Here is a 24,966-nt window from a genome sequence, read left to right as displayed (position 1 = left end):
CGACGGGCCCGTGACAGTTCTGTTACGTCGTCCAGCCCGCTGTCGCCTTTCGCTCAGACACGCTCCGGCGCGACGGGGAAATAGGCCGTAAAGGCCGCGCCCTGCCCCGGCAGGCTTTCGACCGACAGCCCGCCCCGGTGCCGGTTCACGATGTGCTTGACGATGGCCAGACCCAGGCCGGTCCCGGAACGCTCACCGCTTTTCTGGCCCTCGACGCGATAGAAGCGTTCCGTCAGGCGCGGCAGATGCTCACGCGCCATGCCCGGCCCATGATCGCGCACGGTGACGGCGACATAGCGGGCCCCCGCCTGCCGGTCCGGCGTCAGCAACGGCAGTCGATTGGCCCCCTCGATCCAGGCGGACATCGCCGTTTCCAGCGAAACGTCGCGGCGCACGGTAACCTCGATCACCTGGCCTGCAGACGAGTATTTGATGCCGTTGTCGATCAGGTTCTGTACCACCTGAACGATCTCGTCTCGGTCGCCCGTAATGGCAGCAGGCGCAGCGCCGTCTTCGATGGCGATCGCCACACCGCGCTCCTGCGACAGAACGCTGAGCGCATCGACGACGTCGCTGGCGGCACGTGCCAAGTCGACCCGGCCGGCAGGGGGAATATGCTCATTCAACTCGATGCGGCTGAGTGACAGCAAGTCACCCACAAGACGGGTCATTCGGTCGGCCTGGGCCGCCATGATGTCCAGGAACCGGTCGCGGGCTTTCGGATCGTCGCGCGCGTGGCCTTTCAACGTCTCGATGAAGCCGGACAGAGAGGCAAGCGGCGTCCGAAGTTCATGGCTGGCATTGGCCAGAAAGTCGACGCGCATCAGCTCCATCCGGCGCACATCCGTTTCGTCACGCAGGACCAGCACGGCCAGCGACGATCCAGCCGCCGCGGGCAGTGGACGGGTCAGAGCGCGCCAGTGCCGCGACTGGACCCCGGCAGCGGCATAGTCAGTGGCCCGGGACAGGCCGCCGAAAAGCGTTTCGTCGACGGCCTCCAGCACTGCGGGATCACGCATGACCGACACCAGCAAGGCCCCTTCGCGCTGGATGCGCAGCAGATCGCGCGCGGCACGGTTGGCCAGCACCACGCGACGACCGGCGATGTCGTCCGCTTCGCCCCCGCTGATGACCAGAATGGGGTCGTCGATCGCCTCGAACACGGCTTCCAGCAGACCGTCGGTTCGGCGATCGGCATCCGGAAGATCGACCATCGCCTCTCCCCCGGCCGTGGTGGCCGTCGGCGCGGTGCGATTGACCAGCCAGGTCGTAAAGCCAACCAGCGCGGCACCCATCAGCAGTTCGCGCGCATGAGCAGGGTCGTTAATCGCCAGAGCGACCAGAATCAGGATCGCGATCCCGCCACTGGCCCCGGCAGTCCACAGCCGTGAGGACGGCTTGGGCGCGACGGGCGAAGGCGACTGGACGTCTGTCATCGATTTCCTGGAAAGCAGTTTAGCCCTCGGCCGATCGGCCGCCGATTCGGGTCATTTCACAGGTTCGCACGGAAATTGTGACAGAGGATGCGTTGTCCCGGCGCTCCTCAGACCACGGTTTATTCATATGTCTGCGTGATGGTGCGACGCGAAGATCGAGGAGCGCGCAGAAGGTGCGGACAATACTGTATTGCATGACGATGCAGCACGATTGGCGGCTGGTCGTGCTGGCGGGTCTCGTCTGCGTGGGGGGTCTGGCGACCACTCTCAACCTGCTGATCCGGGCCACGCTGAAACGGGAAAGACGGGCGGCCACTGTACATGGCGCAGGGGCGGCAGCGACAGCGGCGCTGGCCATCTGGGCCACGCATTTCATGGCCATGACCGGATATGACGCCGGCCCGGCCGTGACGTACGACCTGGGGCTGACCCTGGCCTCGCTCGTGATCATTTTTGTGGCGGCGGGGTTGGCGGTCGCTCTGATCCTCTGCGTCCGCTCCCTGGCCGGGCGACTGCTGGCAGGTGCCGTAGGCTTTTGCGGCGTGGCGGCCATGCACTTTACCGGCATGGCAGGGCTGAATGTCGGCAGCCAGATTGTCTGGGATCCCGGCTTGGTTGCCGTGGCTCTTGGCACGGGACTAGCCTTTGGCATGTCGGCTGCGCTGGTCCTGCATCGTTGGGGCCGCAAGGCTGGAGCCGCCGCCGTCGGCCTGGTGGCGCTCAGCATCTGCTCACTGCATTTTTTGGCCATGAGTGCGATGTCCCTGTCCCCAATGACCGTGGGGGTGCAGCAAGCGGACGCGCTGTCTCAATCGGCGCTCGTGGTGACGGTGGCGGGGGCTGTCGCCTTTCTGATCCTCGCTGCAACGATCGCCGGTCTGATGACCTATTGGTCGCGATCCAGTGCCCTGAACCAGATCCGCGAAGCGATCGAAGCCATGCCCGATGGCCTGGGCTTCTACGATGCTGACGACCGACTGGTGCTGTGGAACAGCCGCTATGCCGAGGTTAATCCGGAACTGGCGTCCAATCTGAAGGTCGGCCTGACGTTCGACGACATCCTGAGGATCGGCATCAAGAAAAATCTATACACCGAGGCTCTGGGCCGTCCCGATGAATGGGTGGCCGAACGGATGGCTGCACGTCGAGAGGCGTCCAATTCGTTGGAACAGCAAATCGGCGACAACCGGTGGCTGAGGGTCCAGGACCGCCGTACCGCAGCCGGCGGCGTGGTGACCGTGGTCAACGACATTACCGATCTGAAGCGCGACGCTTTGGCCCTGGCCGAGGCACGCGATTCAGCGGAGTCGGCCAACAAGGCCAAGAGCCTGTTCCTGGCCAATATGAGCCATGAAATCCGCACGCCCCTCAACGGCGTCATCGGCGTGGCCCAGGCCCTGGCCGCCACAGACCTCAGTCCTGACCAACGACAGATGCTGGATCTGATCCAATCGTCGGGCCACACGCTTCAAACCCTGTTGAGCGACATCCTGGATCTGGCGCGGGTGGAATCAGGGCGATTGGAACTGGCTCATGAGACTTTCGACCTGGGCAAGGTCATCAGCGAGAGTGCCCAGCTTTATGCGGCCTCGGCCGAGGCCAAAGGGCTGCAGTTCTTTGTCGAGATCGCGCCCGAGGCCCAGGTCTGGGTCGAGGGGGATGCGGTTCGTCTGAGGCAGATCCTGACCAATCTGGTCTCCAACGCCGTCAAGTTTACCGAGACCGGCTTCATCAGCCTGACCGCCGGGACCGGACCAGAGCGAGATGGAAGATCGACGCTGCGGTTCACGATCGAAGATACCGGCATCGGCTTCGACGCAGCCTGTCGCGAGCGTCTGTTCGGTCGGTTCGAACAGGCCGATGGCGGCATCACGCGCAAGTTCGGCGGGTCCGGCTTGGGTCTGGCCATCTGCCGCCAGTTGGCTGAGATGATGGGCGGAGAGTTGGATTGCGAAAGCGAGCCCGGTGGGGGCTCCGCCTTCATCCTGACGGTGCCGTTGGTCGCGGTCGCAGCCCCCGTCGCGGAGGCAGGCAATGACGAAGGCCCCGGCCTGGGTGACGTGGTTCCGACGCTGAGGGTTCTGCTCGCCGACGATCATCCGACGAACCGCAAGGTCGTCGAACTGGTGCTGGCCCAGGCCCCGGTTGAACTGACGTCGGTCGAGAACGGGGCCGAGGCGATCGACGCCTATCGCCAGGGCGGCTTCGACCTGGTGCTGATGGACATGCAGATGCCGGTCATGGACGGGCTGACCGCGACGCGGGAAATCCGTGCGTGCGAACAGTCACAGGGTTTGGAGCGCACGCCTGTCGTGATGCTGACCGCCAACGCCATGCCGGAGCATATCGCAGCGGGCATCGCCGCCGGTGCCGACCGCCATCTGGCCAAGCCATTCAATGCTGCCGACCTGCTGGAACTGGTTCGACAGGTTGGCATGAGGGGTCCGATGGCGCTGGCAGCGTGAGCTAGCGCGGCTCCATCGCGCGCCAGCCGATGTCGGATCGCGAGAAGCCGCCCGGCCAGTCGATGCGGCGGACGGCGGCATAGGCGCGTTCTCGCGCCTGGGCGATGTCGTCGCCCTGGGCGCAGATGTTCAGGACACGACCACCCGCCGCAATCAGCTGACCGTCGGGGCGCCGCCGCGTTCCAGCATGGAAAACCATGACGTCCGGGCCGAAATCCTGATCGGCCCCACGAATAATCGACCCCTCCAGGGGACTGTCAGGATAGCCCTTGGCCGCCAGCACCACGCAGATCACGGTCTGGTCCTTGAAGGCGGGTGGGGCCAGGCGCGAGACATCTCCGCGCGCGCAGGCCAGCAGCAGCGGCACGATGTCGCCCGCCATCCGCATCATCAGCACCTGGCATTCCGGATCGCCGAAACGGGCGTTGAACTCCACTACCTTCGGGCCATCATCAGTTGCCATCAGGCCGGCGTAGAGGACACCGCGATATGGGGCGCCTTCGGCGGCCATGGCCCGGATGGTCGGCTGGACAATCTGCTCATCGGCCGCACGGACAAGGTCGGGCGTAAAGACCGGAGCCGGCGAATACGCCCCCATGCCCCCGGTATTGGGTCCCAGGTCGCCGTCGAAGGCGCGCTTGTGGTCCTGGGCGCCCCCCAGCAGCACTGCGCGCTGACCGTCGCAAAGGGCAAAGAGAGATCCCTCCTCACCCGCCATGAACTCCTCAATGACCAGTTGGGCCCCGGCCGAGCCGAAACGACCGCCCAGCATCCGCTCGATTTCGGCCTCGGCGTCTGCCCGATCCGGACTGATGGCGACGCCCTTGCCGGCGGCCAAACCATCCGCCTTGATCACATAGGGCGGCTTGAACACGCCCAACGCCTCACGCGCTTCTGCGGCGGTCCGATAGACGCCATAGCCGGCCGTCGGGATTTCATGACGTTCCAAGAAAGCCTTGGCAAAAGCCTTGGAGGTCTCCAGCTGCGCCGCCTTACGGGTCGGGCCGAAGCAGGGAACGCCGCTGGCGGCCAGCAGGTCTGCCAGCCCTTCGGCCAGCGCACTCTCAGGCCCCACCACCACCAGATCCGCCTTCATCTCGCGAGCGAAGGCCGCCAGCCCCTGAGCGTCGGTGGCGGCGATATCTTTCAGCTCCGCATGGCGGCCAATCCCGGGATTGCCGGGCGCGCAAACCAAGCGCCGGAGCAGCGGCGACTGGGAAATCTTCCAGGCCAGGGCGTCTTCGCGCCCCCCCGATCCGACGAGCAGAATGTTCATGAGCCGCTGATTGACCGCCCTGACCGGCCCGGTCAAGCGGGCGCTGCGTTAATCGTCAGACTAGGCAGCGCCGCCAGCGTCAACGCGCCGTCGTGGGGGCGTAGACAGGCAATCCAGCCAGTTCGCCAGCGGTCAAAGTCGTGGTCAGATCGGGATCAGCATCGTTCAGGACGATGGACGACAGCTGCCCAATCGGCACGACAACCTCGCGATCACCGGGGCCCTCCAACTCGATCACGATGTGGGTGACGCTGCCGGATGCGTCCAGGATCAAGGTCTCCACATCCCCGAGGTCTGTGCGCTGAGGCGACACCAGATTGGCATCTTCCAACTGCTTTCGGGTCATGCCGAAAGCCAAGGCCGCCTGTTGGGTCGCCGCATCCGCTCGCGTTTCGGAAACCGGCGCGAGCGGCTGGCCCGGTGCCGGGGCCTGAACCACGTCGTCATCGCGGTCCGAACAGGCCGCTACGCCAGCGATAAGAACAGCCAGGGCTGTCAGGGGAAGAGAACGGATCATAGGTCACTCTGGGATGAGGGGGAATCAATGCGCTGAAGGTCAAAGCAAGGCCGAAAGGACGAAGGCTCCGGCAGCAAGGACGCCGATGCCGACCAGCACCAGCCAGGGACTTAGGGCTGGTGTACCGCTGCGACGCGCCAGGGAGGCTTCGCGCGGGTCGCGTTCGCCCGGGTCGGTATCGATCGGATCAGCCATAGGCGACCAACGGATGGCGGGTTGACCCGTTCCCGTGGCCGCCGAGTCTGGCTAGGCTGGCCGAATGACCGACGACTATGCCTTTGAGGGACCGCCCGCAGCCGAACCGGTACGCGACAACAACCCGCCGCTATCGGTTTCGGACCTGTCCTTTGCCCTGAAGCGCACGCTGGAGGACCGCTTCGGCCACGTCCGGCTGAGGGGCGAGGTTTCCAAGGTCAATCGCCACGCATCGGGTCACGTTTACCTGACACTCAAAGACGATAAGGCGGCGATCGACGGGGTTATCTGGAAGGGTGCCGTCCGGGGTCTCGGCGTCCAGCCGGAAACTGGGCTGGAGGTGATCGTCACCGGCAAGATCACCAGCTATCCGGCGCGATCCTCCTATCAGATCGTGATCGAGTCGATGGAGGCCGCCGGGGCGGGAGCCCTGCTGGCGCAACTGGAGCGCCTGAAGGACAAGCTTCGCGGCGAAGGGCTGTTCGAGACGGACCGCAAAAGACCGATTCCGGCCTACCCCCGCACGATCGGGGTCATCACAAGTCCGACCGGGGCCGTGATCCGCGACATCCTGCACCGCATCGGAGAACGCTGGCCATGCCGGGTGGTCGTCTGGCCCGTAGTGGTTCAGGGCGAGGTCGCCTGTGGCCAGATATCGGCTGCCATCCGGGGTTTCGACGCCCTGTCGCCCGACGGTCCCATTCCCCGGCCGGACGTCGTGATCGTGGCGCGCGGCGGCGGCTCGGTCGAGGATCTGTGGTGTTTCAACGACGAGGGGCTGGCGCGCACAGTGGCCGCAGCCCGCGTTCCGATCATCTCTGCCGTGGGGCATGAGACGGACACGACCCTGATCGACTTCGTGTCCGATCGACGGGCCCCGACCCCGACCGGAGCAGCCGAGTTGGCGACGCCGGTCCTGGCCGATCTGCGCGAGGGTCTGGCCGACCTGGACCGGCGGCTGGCGCGGGCGGGCGGGCGACTGATCGAGGAACGCCGAACGCGGTACCGGGCGGTGGCGCGGGGACTGCCTGCCCGTCCAGAAGACCTGCTGGCCCTGCCCCAGCAGCGACTGGACCACACCTCAAGCCGTCTGGGCGCAGCGCTGTCGCGCAATGTGGCGGTCCACGAGCGACGGCTGGCCCTCGTCCGCGGTCAACTGGGCCGCAGCCTGCTGGATCGTGTGATTGAGCGACGTCAGGCGCGGCTCGAGGCAGTCTCGGCCCGGCTGGATGGGATCGTCCCACGTCGCCTGGAGCGGGCGGGCGATGCCCTGTCTGCTCTGTCACGCGCCTTGACCGGGCTGGATCCCTCGCGGCCCAAGCCCGGCTTCGCGCGCGTCGAAGCGGACGGGCGCTGGATCACGGCGGCGGCGGGCCTGTCAGCCGGCCAGCGGGTGCGCCTGGTCTTTGCGGACGGCGATCGCGCCGCGACGATCGATGGCGGAGACGTCTCACCGTCTTCGCCAGAACCAGCAAAGGCCCGCGTCCGTGCGGCAACACCCCGAACAAAGCCAGTCGATACCCCTCAGGGCGACCTGTTCTGAGCAGGCGTTTCGATTAAGCTGGTCCCATGAATCCGACCGCATCCGAAGAAGCTACCTTGCATTATGGCGACGGCGAGTTCGCCGTTCTCCGACCCGGCCGGTTCGTGCGCTGCGCCGTCACCGGGCAGCCTGTTCCGCTGGAAACCCTGCGCTACTGGTCTGCCGAGCGTCAGGAGCCCTATGCGGGTCCCAAGGAAGCGATAGAGCGGATGGTCGCCCCGGCATGAGGATCGCGCGCCGCAGCCTGTTCCTGGGGGCGGCCGGATCGCTGGCAGTCGGATCACCGCTGGCCGTTTCGCTGGGGGCCGGTCCCGGACAGGCGCGCCAGGACCTCGGCCTGGAACTGCGCGGACAATACGTTCAGGGCGGGCACGCGATCGGCCGAACCTGGCCCAGGGCCCTGATCTTCGTGGATGGCGAAGCCCTGGCCAGCGCCTCGGCCGACGGCTGGTTCTTCGTCGGTTTCGATCGCGACGCCCCGGCCCATGTCGAGATTGAAGTTCGCTCCGGAGAACGGTCGCTGCGCCGAAGCCTGGCCATCGCGCGGGGCAGCTTTCCGTCCAGCCGGATCGATGGCCTGCCAGCCGCGACGGTCGATCCCACCGATCCCTCGCTTCAGGCCCGTATAGAGCGCGAGGTGGCGCTGAAGACCGAGGGATTCGCCAGCCGGACCGATGCCGACGACTTCCGTTCCGGTTTTGCCTGGCCGCTGGATGCCTTTCGCGTCAGCAGCCGATGGGGGTCGCAGCGCATCCTGAACGGCACCCCTGCCCGTCCCCACTATGGCATCGACATGGCCGCGCCACAGGGCACGCCGATCCGGGCGCCGGCTGCGGGCCTGGTGACCCTGGCGCAACCGAACCTGCACTTCGAGGGCGGACTGATCCTGATCGATCACGGACAGGGGGTGATTACGGCCTATCTGCACCAGTCGCATCTGGAGGTCGCCGCCGGGCACCGCGTCCTGAAGGGCGAGATTTTGGGCCATGTCGGTATGACCGGCCGAGCGACCGGCCCACACCTGTGCTGGCGCATGAAGTGGCGAGACCGGAACATCGATCCGTCTCTGATGGTGCAAGCTTAACCAGAGAAGCCTTTTACAATCAGTGATAAGCTGGAATTCTGGTTATGGACCGGTAACCATCCAGCCCCTAGGTTGCGCGCTGTTCGTCAACGGTACTGCAACGGCAAATGTCCACGCTCCAGTCGCTGCAAATCCTGCTGGTTGATGACAATCAGCATATGCGGGCCATCACCTCTGCGATCCTGCAATCCGCTGGCATCCGCAAGATACGCGAATGCGGGGATGGCTCTGCGGCGCTGGAAATCCTCCGGGATCACCCGATCGACTTGGCCATTGTGGACTTCAACATGTTCCCGCTGGACGGTGTGGAGTTCACGCGTCTGGTCCGAAATAGTCCTGACAGCGGCAATCCGTATCTGCCCATCGTCATGATGACGGGCCATTCCGAAAAAAGCCGGGTGGTCGAGGCACGCGATGCGGGGGTGACGGAGTTCGTGGTCAAACCCATCACCGCACGGGCGATCCTGGAACGGATCAATGTCGTGATCTATCGGCCTCGCCCCTTCGTGAAGACCGAGGGCTATTTTGGGCCCTGCCGTCGACGGACCGACACCACCCACTATCGCGGACCGATGCGCAGATCGACCGATCAGGTCGAGCCGGCCGCCGAGGGCGCGTCCAGCGCGGCATAGACGCGATCGGGCCATCGCTTGTGCACCCAGAACCAGTCGACGGGATGTTCGCGAACCCGATCCTCGACAAAGCGGGTCACAGCCTGAACACCGCGGACGATGTCCGCCGGTCGGTCGCCGGTCGAAGCCACCTCGATCGGATCATGTACGACAAAGCGGAAACGCACACCCGGAAGGCGCACCACCGACACAGGCTGCAGCACGGTTCCGAAACGCAGGGCCAGACGCGTCGGTCCCGGCGCGGCGTTCACCGGCTGATCGAAGAAGGTGACTTCGGGGCCCTCGTTGAACTTCTGATCGTTCATCAGAGCGACGGACTCGCCGCGGCCCAGACCGGCCAATAGCTCGCGCGCACCGTCCCCACCTTTCGGCGCGAACAGCTGGACGCCATACCGGGCCCTTGCCGCCCTCACCTGACGGTCAACATATGGATTGTTGGTCGGGCGATAGGTGATCTGGCACTTCACGCCCGCCGCCATGATGCAGGCAGCCATCACCTCGAAATTGGCCAGATGGCCCGAGACGAACACGACGGGACGGCCACTGTCGCGGATGGCGGCCAGTCGCTCGGCGCCCACAATCTCGATGCGTCCCGAGGCGGGCGTGAGCTGATCCATAACGGCCGTTTCGGCAAAGGATCGGCCGGTCTGCTCCCAGGCATCTCGGGCCAGAGCCTCCCGGGCCCCGGCGTCCATGTCGGGAAAGGCGATCCGCAGGTTGCGCGTGACCGTTCGATGGGTGCCGGTCACGGGCCCCAGGGTACGCAACAAAGCTCCACCAAGGGCCGAAGCCCGCTCAAGCCCCAGCAGCCGCATCAGGCCGATGAAGCCGGCAAAGGCCACCGCCTCGATGCGCCAGATTACGTCCTGGCGCCAGGACCGGCCTTCTGTTGCCCTGTCGGTCCCTGCGCCGCGAGGCATCGTCGCTTCGCCCTCACCAGGCAATGGTGATCCCGCCATCCACGACCAGGGTCTGGCCGGTCATATAGGTCGAAGCCGGCGCGGCCAGATAGACCGCCGCCCCTGCGATCTCGTCCGGCAGACCGATGCGGCGCAGCGGGGCCGGGTCGGTGGCGACTTTCAGGATCTCGGGATTCTCCCAGAGATATTTGGCAAAGTCCGTCTTGATCAGACCCGGCGCGATACAGTTGACCCGCACGTTCGACGGCCCCCACTCCACCGCCAGATTGCGGGCCAGCTGCATGTCGGCCGCCTTGGAGACGTTGTAGGCGCCGATCAGGGCGTTGCCGCGCAGGCCCCCGATCGACGAGACGATCACGATCGAGCCTTCCTTACGCTCCAGCATCTGAGGCGCGACCATCTGGATCAGCCAGTGGTTGGAGACGACGTTGTTCTGAAGGATCTTGTTGAACTGATCGTCCGAAATGCCCGCCATCGGCCCGGCGTAGGGGTTCGAAGCGGCATTGCAGACCAGGATGTCGATCTGGCCGAAGGCGGCGTTCGTCTCGTCAACCAGCCGTTGCAGGTCCTCCTTGGAGGCAATGTTGCAGGGGATGGCGATCGCGCGGCCTTCGCCGAAGCGAGCATTGATTTCGGCCGCAACCTCGTCGCAGGGCCCAGCCTTGCGCGACGAGATGACGACGCGCGCGCCATGCTCGGCCATCCGTTCGGCGACGGCCTTGCCGATTCCGCGCGACGAGCCGGTGATGACGGCGACCTTGCCGCTGAGATCGAACAGTTCCATGGCTTGCCCTTGTTCCCCTGAGTGTTTCTTTGACGGCCGCTCTAGCCGCGCGCCTCTGATACCCTGATACTGACTCGATTCCATCCGGGAAGACGGACTGACCGTTCCCATGCGCCTGCTGACCACCAGTTTTCTGTTCTTCGGCTATCTGTTCCTGGCCATGACCGTCGGTGCCTTTCTGTGGCGCGCGGGGTTGGGGGCTGGGTCAGGCGTGGCTGCCACCCTTGGGGCGCTGGGCCTGCTGGGCGCCGTACACCTGTTCCTGGCCAGTCGCGGACAGACCGCGGCTCTGCGCCGTGAGATCGCCCAGGTCCGCGAGGCGCACCGCCTGCTGGCTGACGCCATGGAGTCGACCCAGGGCGCGCTGACCGAGCTGGCTTCGGCCATCGAGAACGGTGCCCTGTCGCGGACCGAGACCCTGACCGGGGAAGTGCGAATGCTGGAGACCCTGATCCAGCAGATGAGCGCCAGCATCGACGAGCGTCTGTCATCCGCGCCGCGCGCGACCGTCAGCCCGCACGAGGCCCGCCGGATCGACCAGTCCAATGCCTTGCTGAAGACCATCCATGATGCGCTCAGCGAGAACCGCGTCGACCTGTATCTCCAGCCCGTGGTCAGCCTGCCGCAGCGGCGGACGGTCTTCTATGAAAGCTTCACCCGCCTGCGCGACTCCACCGATCGGGTGATGATGCCTGCCGAATATCTGTCGGTCGCCGAGGGCGAGGGCTTGGTGCCCGCGATCGACAATCTGCTGCTGTTCCGTTGCGCCCAGATCGTGCGTCGCCTGGCGCGTCAGGATCGCAAGGTCGGGGTGTTCTGCAACGTCGCTCTGTCGTCCCTGGGCGACGAGACCTTCTTTCCCCAGTTCCTGGATTTCCTCAGCGAGAATCGCGACCTGAACCAAGCCCTGATCTTCGAACTGGGTCAGGCCACCTTTGACGCACGCGGCGCGGTCGAGGCGCGCAATATGGCCAAGCTGGCCGATCTGGGCTTCCGCTTCTCGATCGACAAGGTTCAGACCCTGGACCTGGATTTCGCCGACCTGCAGCGCTCGGACGTGAAGTTCATCAAGGTAGCGGCCGAGCTGCTGATCGAGCAACTGCTGGATCTGGACGGCGGCGCGCGCCTGGCCTCCATGCCCGACATCCAGGCCGCCGACTTCGCCGCCCTGACGCGCCGCTATGGCGTCGAGGTGATCGCCGAGAAATGCGAGAGCGAGCGCCAGATCGTCGACATCCTGGAACTGGACGTCGGCATGGGACAGGGCCACCTGTTCGGAGAGCCGCGCGCCATCAAGGAACAGGTCCTGGCTGAGACCGACCCACCCGCAGACTTCCTGCGCTCCACTCTGCGTAGCGCCGAGCAGCGCCGTCGCTTCGGCTGATCATGAGTTTGCGTCCCCTGTTCGTGACCCAGGTCTATGAGGCCTCGCTGGCGGAGTCGCCGGGCTTCGACGGCTTCAACGCTGCCTTGGCCGACGCCATCCGCATGCTGTCGGTCGAGGACGGTGCCGGGCGCGCCTGGTGCCGGACGCATGGATATCGCGGCTATACCTCCTATGGCTCGCTCAACGACCTGCCCCAGCGGATGCCCGAGTTTGCGGAGCTGAAACGGCATCTGGACCGCCACGCCCTGGCCTATGCCAAGGCGTTGAACTTTGACCTGGCGCGCAAACCGCGGCTGGACAATCTGTGGGTCAACATCCTCAAGCCCGGCGGCGGCCATTCCGGCCATATCCACCCCCACGCCTTCCTGAGCGGCACCGTCTATGTCGAGGTGCCGGACGGTGCATCGGCGCTGAAGCTTGAGGATCCGCGCCTGCCTATGATGATGGCTCGCCCCGCCGTCGTCGCCGATGCGCCCGAGGCCGAACGCCCCTTCGTCTATCTGGCCCCGCGCGCTGGCACGGTGCTGATGTGGGAAAGCTGGCTGCGCCACGAAGTCCCGCCCAATGCCGCCAAGGCCGAGCGACTATCGATCAGCTTCAACTATGCCTGAGGTCGCGTCCTATCCGGGCGTGGCCCTGATTACCGGTGCCGCATCCGGCATCGGTCTGGCGACTGTGCGCAAGCTGGCTGACGACGGAGCGACCGCGCTAGTCCTGAGCGACCGGGACGAAGTCGGTCTCGGCGCGATCGGGGCCGAGATGGAGGCCAGAGACGTTCCCTTGATGCTGTGCCGCCAGGACATCGCCGACGAAGCGGCCTGGGACGGGCTGGAGATGGGTATCAAGCATCGCTGGAAAGGGCTGGACACCGTCGTCGTCAATGCGGGCATCAGCGACAGTGGGCCGATCGCCGAACTTTCGTTCGCCGATTGGCGGCGCGTCATGTCGGTCAATCTGGACGGAGCCTTCCTGACGCTGCGGAGCGGTATGCGCTTGCTGCGGGACAGTGGTGCCGCCGTGGTCGTGTCCTCTGCCTCGGCGATCAAGGCCGAGCCGGGGGTCGGAGCCTATGGCGCATCAAAGGCCGCCGCCCTGCAGCTGGCCAAGGTGGCCGCCAAGGAGGGCGCAGCGCGTGGCATACGTGTCAATGCCGTCCTGCCGGGTGGCGTCCAGACGCCGATCTGGACCCAGATGGCGTTCTTTCGCGACATGATCGCCGAGCATGGGTCCGAGCAGGCAGCGTTCGACGCCCTGGCGGCCGTCGCCACACCCTTGGGCCACTATGCCCGCCCGGAAGAGATCGCGGGCCAGATCGCCTTTCTGCTGTCGCCCGCAGCACGGTCGATGACAGGTACCGCCTTGGTCGTGGACGGCGGTTACTCGCTCTAACCGCCATCAAACCGCCCTGCCCGCGCGTTAGCGATTTGCCCAACCGGCGCGCGGTCGCTACATCCCGCGCCTACCTCCCTCTTCGCACGATCACCAAAGGGCGCGACGCACCTCATGGCGCAGCAATATATTTTCCAGATGCAGGGCCTGACCAAGGCCTTTCCTGGCGGCAAGAAGATCTTCGAGAACATCTGGCTGAGCTTCTACAACGACGCCAAGATCGGCGTTGTGGGCGTCAACGGCTCGGGTAAGTCCACCCTGCTGAAGATCATGGCCGGTCTGGACAAGGAGTTCAGCGGCGAGGCCAAGGCCGCCGACGGCATCAAGCGCGGCTATCTGGAACAGGAACCGCACCTGGACCCTGCGCTGAACGTCCGTGAGAACGTGGAGGCCTGGTGCGAAGAAAAGCAGTGGGTCAACCGCTTCAACGCCGTCGCGGCCGAGATGGCCGAGAACTATACCGACGAGCTGATGGAGGAGATGACCGCCCTTCAGGAAAAGATCGATGCCGGCGATGTCTGGGACATCGACAGCCGCATCGAAATGGCCATGGACGCCCTGCGTTGCCCGCCCGACGATTGGTCGGTGGAAAACCTGTCGGGCGGTGAAAAGCGCCGCGTGGCCCTGGCCCGGCTGTTGCTGTCCAAGCCCGATATGCTGCTGATGGACGAACCGACCAACCACCTCGACGCCGAGTCGGTGGCCTGGCTGCAGCATCACCTGGAGGCCTTCCCGGGCTGCGTTATCCTGGTCACCCACGACCGCTACTTCCTGGACCAGGTGACCAAGTGGACCTTGGAGCTGGACCGTGGCCGGGGTCACCCGCACGAGGGCAACTATTCCAGCTGGCTCGAAGCCAAGCAGAAGCGGGTGGTGCAGGAGCAGTCCGAGTCCGAAGCCCGCCAGCGCGCCCTGACCCGCGAACTGGAATGGGTGCGATCCGGTGCGAAGGCCCGCCAGGCCAAGTCGAAGGCTCGTCTGGCCGCCTATGAGCGGATGGTCGCTGAACAGGAAAACTCGCGTCAGGCCCAGACCCATGCGGTCATCCAGATCCCGCCCGGCCCTCGTCTGGGCAATGTCGTGCTGGAGGTCGAGGGACTGAAAAAGTCCTATGGCGACAAGCTGCTGTTCGACAATCTGACGTTCAAACTGCCGCCCAACGGCATTGTCGGCGTGATCGGTCCGAACGGCGCGGGCAAGTCGACCATGTTCCGCCTGATCACCGGCCAGGAAACTCCGGACGGCGGCACCATCCGGGTCGGCGAGACGGTCAAGCTGGCCTATGTCGACCAGTCGCGCGACAGCCTGGATCCCAACAAGACCATCTGGGAAGAAATCAGCGGCGGCACCGACGTGATGATGGTCGGCAAGCGCGAGATCAACTCGCGGGCCTATGTCGGCTCCTTCAACTTCAAGGGCGGCGACCAGCAGAAGAAGGTCGGTCAGCTGTCGGGTGGTGAGCGCAATCGCGTTCATCTGGCCAAGACCTTGGCCTCGGGCGGCAATCTGATCCTGCTCGACGAACCGACCAACGACCTGGACATCGAGACGCTGCAGAACCTGGAAGAGGCGCTGGAGGAGTTCGCCGGGTGCGCCGTGGTGATCAGCCACGACCGCTGGTTCCTGGACCGCCTGGCGACCCACATCCTGGCCTTCGAAGGCGACAGCCACGTCGAGTGGTTCGAAGGCAACTTCGAAGCCTATGAAGAGGATAAGAAGCGCCGCCTGGGTGCCGACAGCCTGATCCCCCACCGGATCAAGTTCCAGAAGTTCGGGCGCTAAAGCGCCCGTTGATCCCACGCATCGGCAACGGTGCGTGGGCTTCTCGACCCGACATCACCGCGCTATCGTAAGCCCGCGATCGAGTGAACCGATCGGGGGGAAATGTGATGTGCAATCCGGGACAAGCGGGCGTGGGCATTCGGACTGTGTCGGAGCCGCTGACGGTTCCGCAAGTGCCGGATCAGCCGCAGGATACGGCCACCGGATCCGCCACCATCCGCATCATCAACCGCTCCACCCTGACCGGCACCACCAGCCTGGGCACGGATCAGGACATTTATGACGGCAGTGCCGGGCGCCATGACGGTCAGGTCCATGGCGGGGCCGAGAACGACTTGCTGTTTGGTGGAGCGGGATCGGACAATCTGTTCGGGGGCGACGGCCGCGACGTGATCGTCGGCGGAGCCGGCGACGATTTCATTGATGGCGGCTCCGGCTCGGACACCCTGGATGGAGGGGCTGGCTTCGACACCCTGTCCTTCATAACCAGCCTGACCGGCGCGGGCGTTGACCTGGCTCAGGGGACCGCGGTCTCGGCGGGCCAGGACCGGGTCCAAGGGTTCGAGAGGGTCATCGGCTCCGCCTTTGCCGATCAGATCTCCGGCAGCGCGGCTGCCGACACTCTTGAGGGGCGCAGCGGCCAGGACACACTGGTCGGAGGCGGCGGTGCCGACACCCTGATCGGCGGACGCGGCAACGACACCCTGACCGGCGGCACCGGGGCGGACCGGATCGTGTTCAGTATCGGCGACGGCGAAGACGTCGTGACCGATTTCCAGGCCGGGCAGGACCGGTTGGTCGTGCACGGCTATACCGCCTATCAGGAACTTCGGCAGGTCGGTGCCGACACCCTGGTGGTCCTGTCAGGAGGGGACACCCTGCTGCTTCGCGGCGTCACCGCATCGACTCTGACTTCGGCCAGTTTCGAATTCCATGCCGCACCGCTGGCCGAACCCGCTCAGCCCCTGGCCCCCCTGCCCTCGCTGCCGGATACGCGCCGGGCTGTCAGCGATGTGCTGATCCAGTCGGATGAGGTCCAGCAGGTCGTGGCTGAAGGTTTGGCCGAAGGCTTCATCCTGACCCAGGACATGGCCCGAACCCTGGTGAATGGAGGCGTTTATTCGCCGTCGCTGTTCAACGCCGGATTGGTGACGGTTTCAGGCGCAGCCGGTGCCAACGCCATCCGGATCGATTCCGACTATGGCCAGCCTCACCTGTCGTGGGTCGCCAACCTGGCGACGGGCCGCATCATCGTCACGGCCGAGGGCGAAGGATCCACGGCCTATGGCTATGTCGGGTCCAATGACGACACCACCAACATCTTCAACGCTGGCCTCCTGGATGTGACCTCCAGCTACGCCGCGACGGGTCTGTCACTGTTCCAGGCCCGCTCGGTCAGCGTCGTGAACGAAGGGGCGATCGCGGTGACCGGACTCTATGCCATCGGCGTAGAGCTGTATGGCGATGTGTCCTTCTGGAACAGCGGAACGATCACAGTCGCCGGCCAGACGGTTGGGCGCGGCGTGGTCGTCGACAACCATGTCGATGTCTTCGTCAACACCGGGACCATTTCGGTCGGCCCGGGCCAGTACGGCAGCGTCGGCCTGGAGCTGGGCAGCGGCCAGGGCCTGTCGTTCATCTACAACGACGGAATCATCGAGGCGACGACGGCCGTTCGCGCCACTGGGCAGGCCAGCATCAATCCGTATGTTCTGGACAACGACCACTTCTACAACTCCGGCGAACTGCGCGGTGACGTGATCTTCGCCCAAGGCCGCGACGAACTTTACAACACCGGCCTGATCACCGGGGCCACCACCCTGGGCGAGGGTGATGACCTTTACGACGGACGCGGCGGCACCCAGCTGGGCGGGGTTCACGGCAACGCTGGCGATGACATGCTCATCGGCGGGGCCGGTGTCGACCAGTTGTCTGGAGACGAGGGCAGTGACCTGCTGGCGGGCGGCGGCGGCAATGATGTCCTGACCGGTGGCGAAGGACGCGATACCTTCCACTTCACAGCGGGCGATGGCCGGGACGTCATCAAGGACTTCGATGCGGCGGGCGGCGAGGTGATCCGCATCACCGGCTACACGGCCTATCAGTCTATCGAACAGGTCGGTGCCGATGTCCGGATCGTCCTGTCGTCGTCAGAATCGATCCTTCTGGAGGGGGTGGCACTCTCCGCGGTGACCTCGGCCAATCTGGTGTTCGGCGCGGAAGGCCTGGCCGCCGCAGAGCCGGTGCCCGACCGGCCCGTGGCACCGGCCGAGCCGATGTCGCCGGGCATGGGCGAGGCCAGGCCCCTGCCGGTTATGGGGCAGGACGCTGCCGATACTCTGAACGGCACGGGCGGCGACGATGTGATCCACGGCCTGAACGGCGACGACAGACTGGCGGGCGGCCTGGGAGACGACGACCTGCTGGGTGGATCCGGCGCGGATGTGTTCACCTATACCCTCGGGGATGGCACGGACACCATCCACGACTTCACCGCCAGCGAAGGCGACACTATCCGCCTGAACGGCGTTCTGGGCGAAAATGCCGGCGGCTTTGTCGTCCAGGGCTATCTGGCTGACACGCGGATCATTTTCGCCGACGGCGGCATGCTGACCATCACCAACGCCACCCCGACCCAGGTCCGGGCGGCCCTGCAGCTGGGGTCGCCGCCGGGATTCCGGGTCCAGGAAGGCAGTGGGATCGCCGACCAGCTGGACGGGTCGGACGTGTCGGATTTGCTGCGCGGTAATGACGGCGACGATCGCCTGCGCGGTCTGGGTGGTGAAGACATCATTGAGGGTGGGGCCGGCAACGACGTCATCGAGGGCGGACGTGGCAACGACCAGCTGAGTGGTGGCTCCGGTGCCGATGTCTTCATCGTGCGGCCCGGTGACGGCAATGAGGTGGTTTTGGATTTCAACGTCGCCGAGGGCGATATCCTGCGGCTGGAAGGCTTCCCCTCCTTCAACGCCACCTTCGCGGATTTCCGAAACATCATCATCCAGGCTGGCGGCCAGCAGATCACCCTGAACGGCATCAACAGCCTGGCCGATGTCATGGGGGCGATCCGGATCGGTCCGGCCGAGCCGACCGCAACCCCGATCGTGGGAACCTCGGCCGGAGAGCGGATCGTCGGTACGGTCCTGGCCGAGCGTATCAACGGTGGCGGCGGCGGAGACGTCATCATCGGCGGCAATGGTTCGGACATCATCGACGGCGGCGCGGGCAACGACACGATCAGCGGCGACGAAGGCAACGACATGATGACCGGCGGTGCCGGCGCGGACACCTTCCTGTTCCGACCGGGCGGCCGCAACGACATCATCACTGACTTTGATGGTGCCGGAGGCGACCGGCTGCGGCTGGAAGGATATCGCGACTATTCGGTCAATCAGGTCAGCGGCGGCGTTGTGATCTCGGTGACCCAGGATTTCACCGGCGAACAGGGCACCATCTTCATCCAGGGCAACTATACGACGCGCGCCTCCATCGCGGATTTCATCGTGCTGGTCCCGGACGAGGTGCCCCTGCCGAACTTCGAGTTCGAACGCTATGGCACCGATGGCGGAGACACTCTGATTGGCGACGACCGCAGCGAGATCATTCTGGGCGGCGGCGGGAACGATCGTGTCGAGGGGCGCGGCGGGCGCGATCTGGTCGAAGGCGGAGACGGAAACGATACTGTCCTGGGCGGCGATGGCGACGACCTCTTGAACGGCGGCACCGGCACCGACGTCATGACGGGCGGAGCGGGCCGTGACTGGTTCGCCTTCTATGCCGGTGACGGCCGCGACACGATCACGGACTTCAATGTGTCAGAGGACGTCATCGACGTCGGCTTTCAGCTGATTTCAGCGATCACCCAGAACGGCAACGATTGCGTCATCACCTTGCAAAGCGGTGATCAGCTCACGCTGGCGGGCGTGCAGGCCCATACAGTCGGCGCCGCCAACTTTGTGCGCACCTTGACCACCCCTCCCCTCGTTCCGGCCCCCAGCATCGGCGTCAACCGGATCGGCAGCGAGGCTGCCGACGTCCTGATCGGCACCGATTATGAGGATATGTTGGACGGTAGAGGTGGAGCCGACAGCATGACCGGCGGTCTTGGCGATGACCGCTACGTCGTCGATACGGCGGCGGATCTGATCTTTGAGAATAGCGACGGCGGCCATGACACAGTCACGGCGTCGACCGGCTTTTATCTGTACGCGAACATCGAAGATCTGAACCTGGCAGCGGGCGCCGGGAACATCTTTGGCGTCGGCAATGAGCTGGCCAATGTCATCACCGGCAACGAGGGACAGAACCTGCTGATCGCGGGGGCAGGCAACGACACGGTCAATGGCGGCGCGGGCAATGACAGCCTGTTCGGCCAGGACGGCGCCGATGTGCTGAACGGCGATGCGGGGATCGACTATCTGGTCGGGGGTCAGGGCGCAGACACGCTGAACGGCGGCGCGGACGCCGATGCCCTGTATGGCGAGGACGGCAACGACACCCTGATCGGCGGCACAGGCTTCTTCACCGACATCCTGGTGGGGGGCGCGGGCAATGATGTCCTGCGCGGCGACTCCGGCCTGGGTGACTATGACCTGATGGATGGCGGTTCGGACAGTGACACCTACTGGGTCGACAGTGGCGACGACCTGACGTTCGAGGCGGCCGGCGGCGGTATCGATACGGTCCATGCCGATGTGCGGGTGACCAATGGCGGCGTCTATCTGTACGCCCATGTCGAGAACCTGGTGCTGGAGGGGACCACGGCCTTTGGCGTCGGTAACGAACTGGCCAACATTCTGCGCGGCAATGCCTCGGGCAACTATCTGCTGGGCGGGGCCGGAAACGACATCATCAACGGACGCGGCGGCAATGACGTGCTGTTCGGCGAGGGCGGCAACGACACCTTCCTGTTCGACTTGGCCTCTGGCGGGGATGTGATCGGCGACTTCCAGACGGCAGGCGACCGGATCGACCTGAGCGCCTATTCCCAGTTCACCAGCTTTGCGCAGCTGCAGACCGCCTTCAGCCAAGTCGGCAACGACGGTGCCATCGACCTGGGCGGCGGCAATCTGATCGTGCTGCACGGCGTGACGATGGCCAGCCTGACGGCCGCCCACTTCATCCTGCCCGGACAGCCCGCAGCGGCGAGCGGCGGCGAAGGCAAGAGCGACCTCTCAGAAGGGCCGCTGATCCTGCCTGGCATCGTTGACGACAGCTTCTTGCTGGAGACCAACAAGGGTGGCACCGCCGATGGCACGGCCCCCTGGGTTCTGCCCGGCCGGGTCGAGGTCTCGAGCACGGTCAAGGCCGATGCGGACGCGCCCCTGGTCCTGCCGGGCGTCCCCGACGATGGCTTCCTGCTGGGCGGCGGCAAGGGTCACGGCAGTGCCGACCCCTGGGTCCTGCCGGGCGTGGCGCCCGAGGTCATGACCGGCAAGGTCTCGCTGGATGGACCCCTGGTCCTGCCCGGGGCGCAGGACGACACTCTGGTCGATCTGGTCGCGACTTTGGACGGCGAGACGGTTGGCGGCCGCTTCGGACTGACCGGTACGGGCCTGGATCACCGCATGGCTCAGCCGGATCTGGGCCACGAAGGTCTGGTTCTGCACACCAGCCACGACCTGTGGGCGTGAGGCGGCTCAGAGCCTGAAAAGACGATCGGCCCCGCCTTTTCAGGCGGGGCCGGTCTGCATTTGGGGGACTGTCCGATCGGCAGAAGCGGATCAGGCGCGGGCCAAGGCTCCGGTCTCGATCGCTGCGGGACGCGGCGCACTGTGCAGAACCAGGGGCGAGACCGCCACGCTCTCCTCGTCCGGCGTGACCATCCAGCCCTTGCGGGCGAAGGCCTCTCCGGTGCGGCGACGCGAGGTCACAACGGCGATGGGAGCGGCGAACAGCAGCGGCAGAACGATCGGCGCGAACCAGGTCACCAGGTCCGGGCGGAACGACAGGGCGACGACAAAGGCCGCGCCAGTCAGCATCTGCCAACGCATGGCCGAGAAGGCATCACGCCAGCTGAGGCCGTCGGCCGTGCGTTGCTGGGTACCCCAGCCGGCGTCATGGCCGCCGACGATCTGGATGACGGCCTTGGTGTTGGCGACCATCAGGATCGGGGCCAGCAGGGCCGACAGCAGGATTTCCAGGCCCATGCCCTTCAGAATGCGGCGGGCACCCCCAAAGGCACGGCGCTCGCCCGGACGGCTCAGCACCAGGATGCAGCCCATCAGCTTGGGTCCGATCAGCAGCACGCCCGCCAGCAGCGAGGCCAGCATGAAGGGCGAGGCCTGCGGGTGCAGAATGTACCAGAAGGACCCCCAGTCGACCGGGTTCTGCAGCTGAAGCGCCAGACCGGCGACCAGCGAGGCCAGCCAGAGAGGCGAAGACAGATAGGCCATGCAGCCCATGGCTAGTTGCAGGCGGCTGATAGGGTTCAGGCCCTTGGCCCCGATCAGGGCGATGTGCTGCAGATTGCCCTGGCACCAGCGGTGGTCGCGGCGGATGAAGTCGGTGATGGTCGGCGGCGTCTCTTCACAGCTGCCGTCCAGGGCGGCGGTAACATGCACGGCCCAGCCCGCACGGCGCAGCAAGGCGGCCTCGACCACGTCGTGGCTCATGATGTGTCCGCCGAAGGGCTTGCGGCCCTGCAGTTCGGGCAGGCCGGCGCAGTCGGCAAAGGCACGGGTCCGCAGAATGGCGTTGTGACCCCAATAGCTGGCTTCCGATCCGGCCCACCAGGCCAGGCCAGCAGCCGCGACACGGCCGTAGAGCCGCACGCCGAACTGCGACACGCGGGCAAACAGGGTCTGGGCCTTGATGATGGTCGGTGCCGTCTGGATCAGACCGACGCCGGGATTACGCTCCATGGCATCGACCAGGCGCAGGACGGTCTCGCCCGCCATGGTCGAGTCGGCATCGAGCACGATCATGAACTCATAGGCCCCGCCGAACTGACGGGTCCAGTCGGCGATGTTGCCGGCCTTGCGCTCGATGTTCTTCAGGCGACGACGATAGTAAACCGCGCAACCGGCATGGGCGCGCAGCGCCATGCAGGCGGACAGTTCGGACGCGGCAGCGGCATCGCTGGTCGAATCGCTGAGCACGAAGATGTCGAAGGCGGACGCAACACCCAGACGGCTGAGCGAAGCATCCAGGGCAGCCAGACGCGCGGTCGAAGCCCGGGCGTCCTCGTTGTACAGCGGCATCAGCAGGGCCGTGCGCGTGGCAGGCATCGGCGGGTGCGGAGCGAAATCCAGATCCTTCTGCTCGCGCCCGGTCAACAGAACGATCAGGCCGGCGAAAGTGCTGCAGAACCAGCAGGCGATTGCCGTGATCAGGATCATGAACAGGCCGAACGCCAGCATTTCCAGCGGCTGGAATCCTTCGCGGGCGCTCAGGACGAACGGGGCGATTCCCGCCAGGGCCGCCATTACGAGGGTTGAGCCGAACACGATGACCCGGCGCCCAAACAGACCGTTCGGCCGCGTATCGGGCGACACGCGAGCCTGCATGGCTGCGTCGTCGAACGTCTGACGCGGCATGGAAAGCGGTGCCTCTTCCGGCAGCCACTGGGCCACGCGCGGATAGGGCAGCGGAATATCAAAGGCGTCATTGGCCTCGATCTGGACCGCGAGATTGCTCATGCCGCTCATGCCGATGCTCCCCCGTTAAAGGTCCATGTCGTCGAGACTGATTTGCTGCGACGCACCATGGCCACACAATCAATCAACTTGACGCGATTTTCAATCACGGAATGGTGATCGGGCGTATTTAGTTGGTGGGCGGCTCTACCGCCAGCCCTGCCTGTCCAGCCAAGCGCCGCTCCAACAGGAAGGCTGCGACGCCCACCCAGCCGACCAGAACGATGGCATAGGCCCTCTCCCACCAGCCCACATTGGCGTCGTTCACGGTGCCCGGAAGGACCAGATGCTTGGTCATGACGGTCAGAAAGGCCATCAGAACGAAGACGACGGCTAGAAACAGCTTCAAGCGCCGCAAGTCCGACCGCGCCCAGATCCCCCATAGAATCAGAACGGGAGCCAGCTGGATACCCAGCCCCAGATTGATCGCCATGTGCCGGGGATCGGGCCAGGGATAGAGGCTGGACAGCACCAGCCCCGTTCCGGCGAGGACGAACACCACCGCTGTCATCGTCCCGACGAATCGCGCCTGGGCCAGCGCGAGGATCGCGAGGCCGAACCCGATGCCGGCCAGAGCCGTCATCGCGCCTGCAATCAGAACACCCAGATTGAAGATCGCAGGAATGGGTGCGCTCGCCCCACCCAGTTCGCTCAGATACTGGCGTGCGTGATCGAAGCCCGGATAGGTCAGCACCGCGATCAGGACGGCCGCCAGCGCCAGCAGCGGGGCGGCCACACCGACCCACAGCAGGCGGCGGCGTCGCAGATAGGGCACGCGCGGTCCGGTCGGAGGCGGCGTAGGCTTCAGCCCCCAGATCGGCCGGATAACAGGCACCCGCCGCACCGCTTCATAGATCAGCAGACTGCCGCCAAAGGTGGCCACGACCAAGGCCGCCACCTCGGCCACGACCGGCAGGTTGAGCGGTCGGATCAACCAGACGGCGGCCACGAGGATCGTCTGGTGCGCCAGATAGCAGGTGAAGACCGCATCAGTCAGATAGCGCAGGACCGGACCATCGGCACGGCGCAGGTAAAGACTGCCAAAACCGAGGATGGCGCTGATTACGGCCCATTGATCGATGCCGAAGACGACCGCGCGCGGTACGCCCAGGAACGCTCCACCCCCAGGATGGGCGGTCTGCATCATCATGATGGGCAGGGCGATGGCCGCTGCCCCGACGCCGATCCAACGATAGCGCTCCAGATCGCGCCACAGCCCCTCCTGCCGGACCATCAGGAAGCCGAACAAGAAGGCCCCCAGCGACAGGAAGTGGTTGTAGAAATCCCACGTCAGCTTGTTGGTGATGCCGAACAGCGGGAACAGCAGAACCCGGATGGCGATCAGATAGACCACCGGCACGGCCAAAACCCGCCAGCCCCGCAGATGATGGGCCAGGGCAGTCTCCATACGCTCCAGCCGCTCGGGGTTCCGCATCAGCCAGACAGCCACCGCGCTATAGGCCGCGATATAGACGACGAACCACAGGTGGTTGGTCGGCACCCCGTTCATCAGACCGGACGGGCTGAACTCATGCCACCACCAGGCCAGGAAGCCGGTGCTCCAGCTTCCCTTGTCCATGGCCTCGATCCAGGACTGGATCGGCACCAGGATCAGCATGCCGAAGATCAGGGGCGGCACCAGCCGCTCGGCCCGCGCCCGCGCCACCTGACCGGCCGTGCGCCTCAGGGTCATGAAACGCAGCGCAGCGCCCGACACCAGAAACAGGAGCGTCAGACGCCAGGGATTGGTGACCAGCACACCCTCGGCCATCCAGCCGAAGGTGTGGACGCTCTGGATGTGCCAGTCATAGGGCCCATAGACGAGGCCGACGTGGTACAGGATCAACAGGCCAAAAGCCGTCACCCGGATCCAATCCAGATCCAGTCGTCGACCCATGGTGGCGGCGTTCTCTGTCACA

General features: G+C 65.4%; 18 protein-coding genes. 10 read left to right on the top strand and 8 right to left on the bottom strand.

The genetic code is table 11. The annotated features are described in order from the left end of the window. Positions 1-53: 53 nt before the first annotated feature. Positions 54-1,436, bottom strand: coding sequence for a sensor histidine kinase (locus JIP62_RS00850; protein ID WP_201103090.1), 1,383 nt, complete (start codon positions 1,434-1,436; stop codon positions 54-56). Between the two features lie 194 nt (positions 1,437-1,630). On the opposite strand from JIP62_RS00850, the gene JIP62_RS00845 reads away from it, so the two are divergent. Then, entirely contained in the window at positions 1,631-3,901 is a 2,271-nt protein-coding gene (locus tag JIP62_RS00845) for an ATP-binding protein (RefSeq protein ID WP_230974805.1), read from the top strand. A gap of 1 nt (position 3,902) precedes the next feature. On the opposite strand, the gene purD is transcribed toward JIP62_RS00845, so the two are convergent. The 3 genes from purD to JIP62_RS00830 form a co-directional block, all read right to left on the bottom strand. Further along, positions 3,903-5,177, bottom strand: a complete 1,275-nt coding sequence (gene purD / locus JIP62_RS00840) for a phosphoribosylamine--glycine ligase (protein WP_201103088.1) — start codon at positions 5,175-5,177, stop codon at positions 3,903-3,905. 79 nt (positions 5,178-5,256) lie between these two features. Continuing rightward, positions 5,257-5,694 (bottom strand): hypothetical protein, encoded by a 438-nt coding sequence (locus JIP62_RS00835; protein ID WP_201103087.1) that lies wholly within the window; start codon positions 5,692-5,694, stop codon positions 5,257-5,259. Between the two features lie 39 nt (positions 5,695-5,733). Continuing rightward, positions 5,734-5,889, bottom strand: coding sequence for a hypothetical protein (locus tag JIP62_RS00830; protein WP_201103086.1), 156 nt, complete (start codon positions 5,887-5,889; stop codon positions 5,734-5,736). Positions 5,890-5,953: 64 nt separating this feature from the next. Here JIP62_RS00830 and xseA point away from each other — a divergent pair, with 64 nt between their 5' ends. The 4 genes from xseA (at position 5,954) to JIP62_RS00810 (ending at position 9,148) form a co-directional block, all read left to right on the top strand. After that, the gene (xseA, locus tag JIP62_RS00825; protein WP_201103085.1) at positions 5,954-7,432 is read left to right on the top strand and encodes an exodeoxyribonuclease VII large subunit; all 1,479 of its coding nucleotides are present in this window, start codon (positions 5,954-5,956) and stop codon (positions 7,430-7,432) included. Between the two features lie 26 nt (positions 7,433-7,458). After that, positions 7,459-7,659 (top strand): DUF2093 domain-containing protein, encoded by a 201-nt coding sequence (locus tag JIP62_RS00820; RefSeq protein WP_201103084.1) that lies wholly within the window; start codon positions 7,459-7,461, stop codon positions 7,657-7,659. Next, positions 7,656-8,516 carry a M23 family metallopeptidase gene (locus JIP62_RS00815; protein ID WP_201103083.1) on the top strand — a complete coding sequence of 287 codons (861 nt, stop codon included), beginning with the start codon at positions 7,656-7,658 and terminating at the stop codon, positions 8,514-8,516. The genes JIP62_RS00820 and JIP62_RS00815 overlap by 4 nt, the downstream gene beginning before the upstream one ends. Positions 8,517-8,623: 107 nt before the next feature. After that, entirely contained in the window at positions 8,624-9,148 is a 525-nt protein-coding gene (locus tag JIP62_RS00810) for a response regulator (RefSeq protein WP_201103082.1), read from the top strand. Here JIP62_RS00810 and JIP62_RS00805 read toward each other — a convergent pair. Both JIP62_RS00805 and JIP62_RS00800 read right to left on the bottom strand, forming a co-directional pair. After that, on the bottom strand, positions 9,106-10,068 hold the full coding sequence (locus JIP62_RS00805) for a lysophospholipid acyltransferase family protein (RefSeq protein ID WP_230974804.1): 963 nt from the start codon (positions 10,066-10,068) through the stop codon (positions 9,106-9,108). The genes JIP62_RS00810 and JIP62_RS00805 overlap by 43 nt on opposite strands. A gap of 13 nt (positions 10,069-10,081) precedes the next feature. Then, positions 10,082-10,852: an SDR family NAD(P)-dependent oxidoreductase gene (locus JIP62_RS00800; protein ID WP_201103080.1), complete on the bottom strand. Its 771-nt coding sequence runs from the start codon at positions 10,850-10,852 to the stop codon at positions 10,082-10,084. A 109-nt stretch (positions 10,853-10,961) separates the two neighbouring features. Here JIP62_RS00800 and tipF point away from each other — a divergent pair, with 109 nt between their 5' ends. The 5 genes from tipF to JIP62_RS00775 all read left to right on the top strand — a co-directional run bounded on the left by tipF (position 10,962) and on the right by JIP62_RS00775 (position 21,043). Continuing rightward, positions 10,962-12,236 (top strand): flagella assembly cyclic-di-GMP phosphodiesterase TipF, encoded by a 1,275-nt coding sequence (tipF, locus tag JIP62_RS00795; protein ID WP_201103079.1) that lies wholly within the window; start codon positions 10,962-10,964, stop codon positions 12,234-12,236. A 2-nt stretch (positions 12,237-12,238) separates the two neighbouring features. Continuing rightward, positions 12,239-12,850 carry a TIGR02466 family protein gene (locus tag JIP62_RS00790; protein WP_201103078.1) on the top strand — a complete coding sequence of 204 codons (612 nt, stop codon included), beginning with the start codon at positions 12,239-12,241 and terminating at the stop codon, positions 12,848-12,850. Next, positions 12,843-13,628 (top strand): SDR family NAD(P)-dependent oxidoreductase, encoded by a 786-nt coding sequence (locus tag JIP62_RS00785; RefSeq protein ID WP_201103077.1) that lies wholly within the window; start codon positions 12,843-12,845, stop codon positions 13,626-13,628. The genes JIP62_RS00790 and JIP62_RS00785 overlap by 8 nt, the downstream gene beginning before the upstream one ends. 114 nt (positions 13,629-13,742) lie before the next feature. Further along, entirely contained in the window at positions 13,743-15,410 is a 1,668-nt protein-coding gene (gene ettA, locus JIP62_RS00780; RefSeq protein ID WP_201103076.1) for an energy-dependent translational throttle protein EttA, read from the top strand. Positions 15,411-15,541: 131 nt separating this feature from the next. Next, positions 15,542-21,043 (top strand): hypothetical protein, encoded by a 5,502-nt coding sequence (locus JIP62_RS00775; protein ID WP_201103075.1) that lies wholly within the window; start codon positions 15,542-15,544, stop codon positions 21,041-21,043. Between the two features lie 90 nt (positions 21,044-21,133). On the opposite strand, the gene mdoH is transcribed toward JIP62_RS00775, so the two are convergent. Then, positions 21,134-23,050: a glucans biosynthesis glucosyltransferase MdoH gene (gene mdoH / locus JIP62_RS00770; RefSeq protein WP_201103074.1), complete on the bottom strand. Its 1,917-nt coding sequence runs from the start codon at positions 23,048-23,050 to the stop codon at positions 21,134-21,136. A 127-nt stretch (positions 23,051-23,177) separates the two neighbouring features. Further along, positions 23,178-24,944, bottom strand: a complete 1,767-nt coding sequence (locus JIP62_RS00765; RefSeq protein WP_230974803.1) for an acyltransferase family protein — start codon at positions 24,942-24,944, stop codon at positions 23,178-23,180. Between the last annotated feature and the right edge of the window lie 22 nt (positions 24,945-24,966).

Source organism: Brevundimonas vitisensis (assembly GCF_016656965.1).
Classification (GTDB): domain Bacteria; phylum Pseudomonadota; class Alphaproteobacteria; order Caulobacterales; family Caulobacteraceae; genus Brevundimonas; species Brevundimonas vitisensis.
The sequence above is the reverse complement of the archived record's forward strand: the minus strand, read 5'-3'. Positions and strand labels throughout refer to the sequence as shown.

Bases quoted from the DNA above. Each gene is read 5' to 3' on its own strand.
- purD (WP_201103088.1), bottom strand. From the start codon at position 5,177: ATGAACATTCTGCTCGTCGGATCGGGGGGGCGCGAAGACGCCCTGGCC.
- JIP62_RS00785 (WP_201103077.1), top strand. From the start codon at position 12,843: ATGCCTGAGGTCGCGTCCTATCCGGGCGTGGCCCTGATTACCGGTGCC.
- JIP62_RS00800 (WP_201103080.1), bottom strand. From the start codon at position 10,852: ATGGAACTGTTCGATCTCAGCGGCAAGGTCGCCGTCATCACCGGCTCG.
- JIP62_RS00830 (WP_201103086.1), bottom strand. From the start codon at position 5,889: ATGGCTGATCCGATCGATACCGACCCGGGCGAACGCGACCCGCGCGAA.
- JIP62_RS00765 (WP_230974803.1), bottom strand. From the start codon at position 24,944: ATGGGTCGACGACTGGATCTGGATTGGATCCGGGTGACGGCTTTTGGC.
- JIP62_RS00850 (WP_201103090.1), bottom strand. From the start codon at position 1,436: ATGACAGACGTCCAGTCGCCTTCGCCCGTCGCGCCCAAGCCGTCCTCA.
- JIP62_RS00805 (WP_230974804.1), bottom strand. From the start codon at position 10,068: ATGCCTCGCGGCGCAGGGACCGACAGGGCAACAGAAGGCCGGTCCTGG.
- mdoH (WP_201103074.1), bottom strand. From the start codon at position 23,050: ATGAGCAATCTCGCGGTCCAGATCGAGGCCAATGACGCCTTTGATATT.
- JIP62_RS00790 (WP_201103078.1), top strand. From the start codon at position 12,239: ATGAGTTTGCGTCCCCTGTTCGTGACCCAGGTCTATGAGGCCTCGCTG.
- xseA (WP_201103085.1), top strand. From the start codon at position 5,954: ATGACCGACGACTATGCCTTTGAGGGACCGCCCGCAGCCGAACCGGTA.
- tipF (WP_201103079.1), top strand. From the start codon at position 10,962: ATGCGCCTGCTGACCACCAGTTTTCTGTTCTTCGGCTATCTGTTCCTG.
- JIP62_RS00845 (WP_230974805.1), top strand. From the start codon at position 1,631: ATGACGATGCAGCACGATTGGCGGCTGGTCGTGCTGGCGGGTCTCGTC.
- JIP62_RS00835 (WP_201103087.1), bottom strand. From the start codon at position 5,694: ATGATCCGTTCTCTTCCCCTGACAGCCCTGGCTGTTCTTATCGCTGGC.
- ettA (WP_201103076.1), top strand. From the start codon at position 13,743: ATGGCGCAGCAATATATTTTCCAGATGCAGGGCCTGACCAAGGCCTTT.
- JIP62_RS00810 (WP_201103082.1), top strand. From the start codon at position 8,624: ATGTCCACGCTCCAGTCGCTGCAAATCCTGCTGGTTGATGACAATCAG.
- JIP62_RS00820 (WP_201103084.1), top strand. From the start codon at position 7,459: ATGAATCCGACCGCATCCGAAGAAGCTACCTTGCATTATGGCGACGGC.
- JIP62_RS00815 (WP_201103083.1), top strand. From the start codon at position 7,656: ATGAGGATCGCGCGCCGCAGCCTGTTCCTGGGGGCGGCCGGATCGCTG.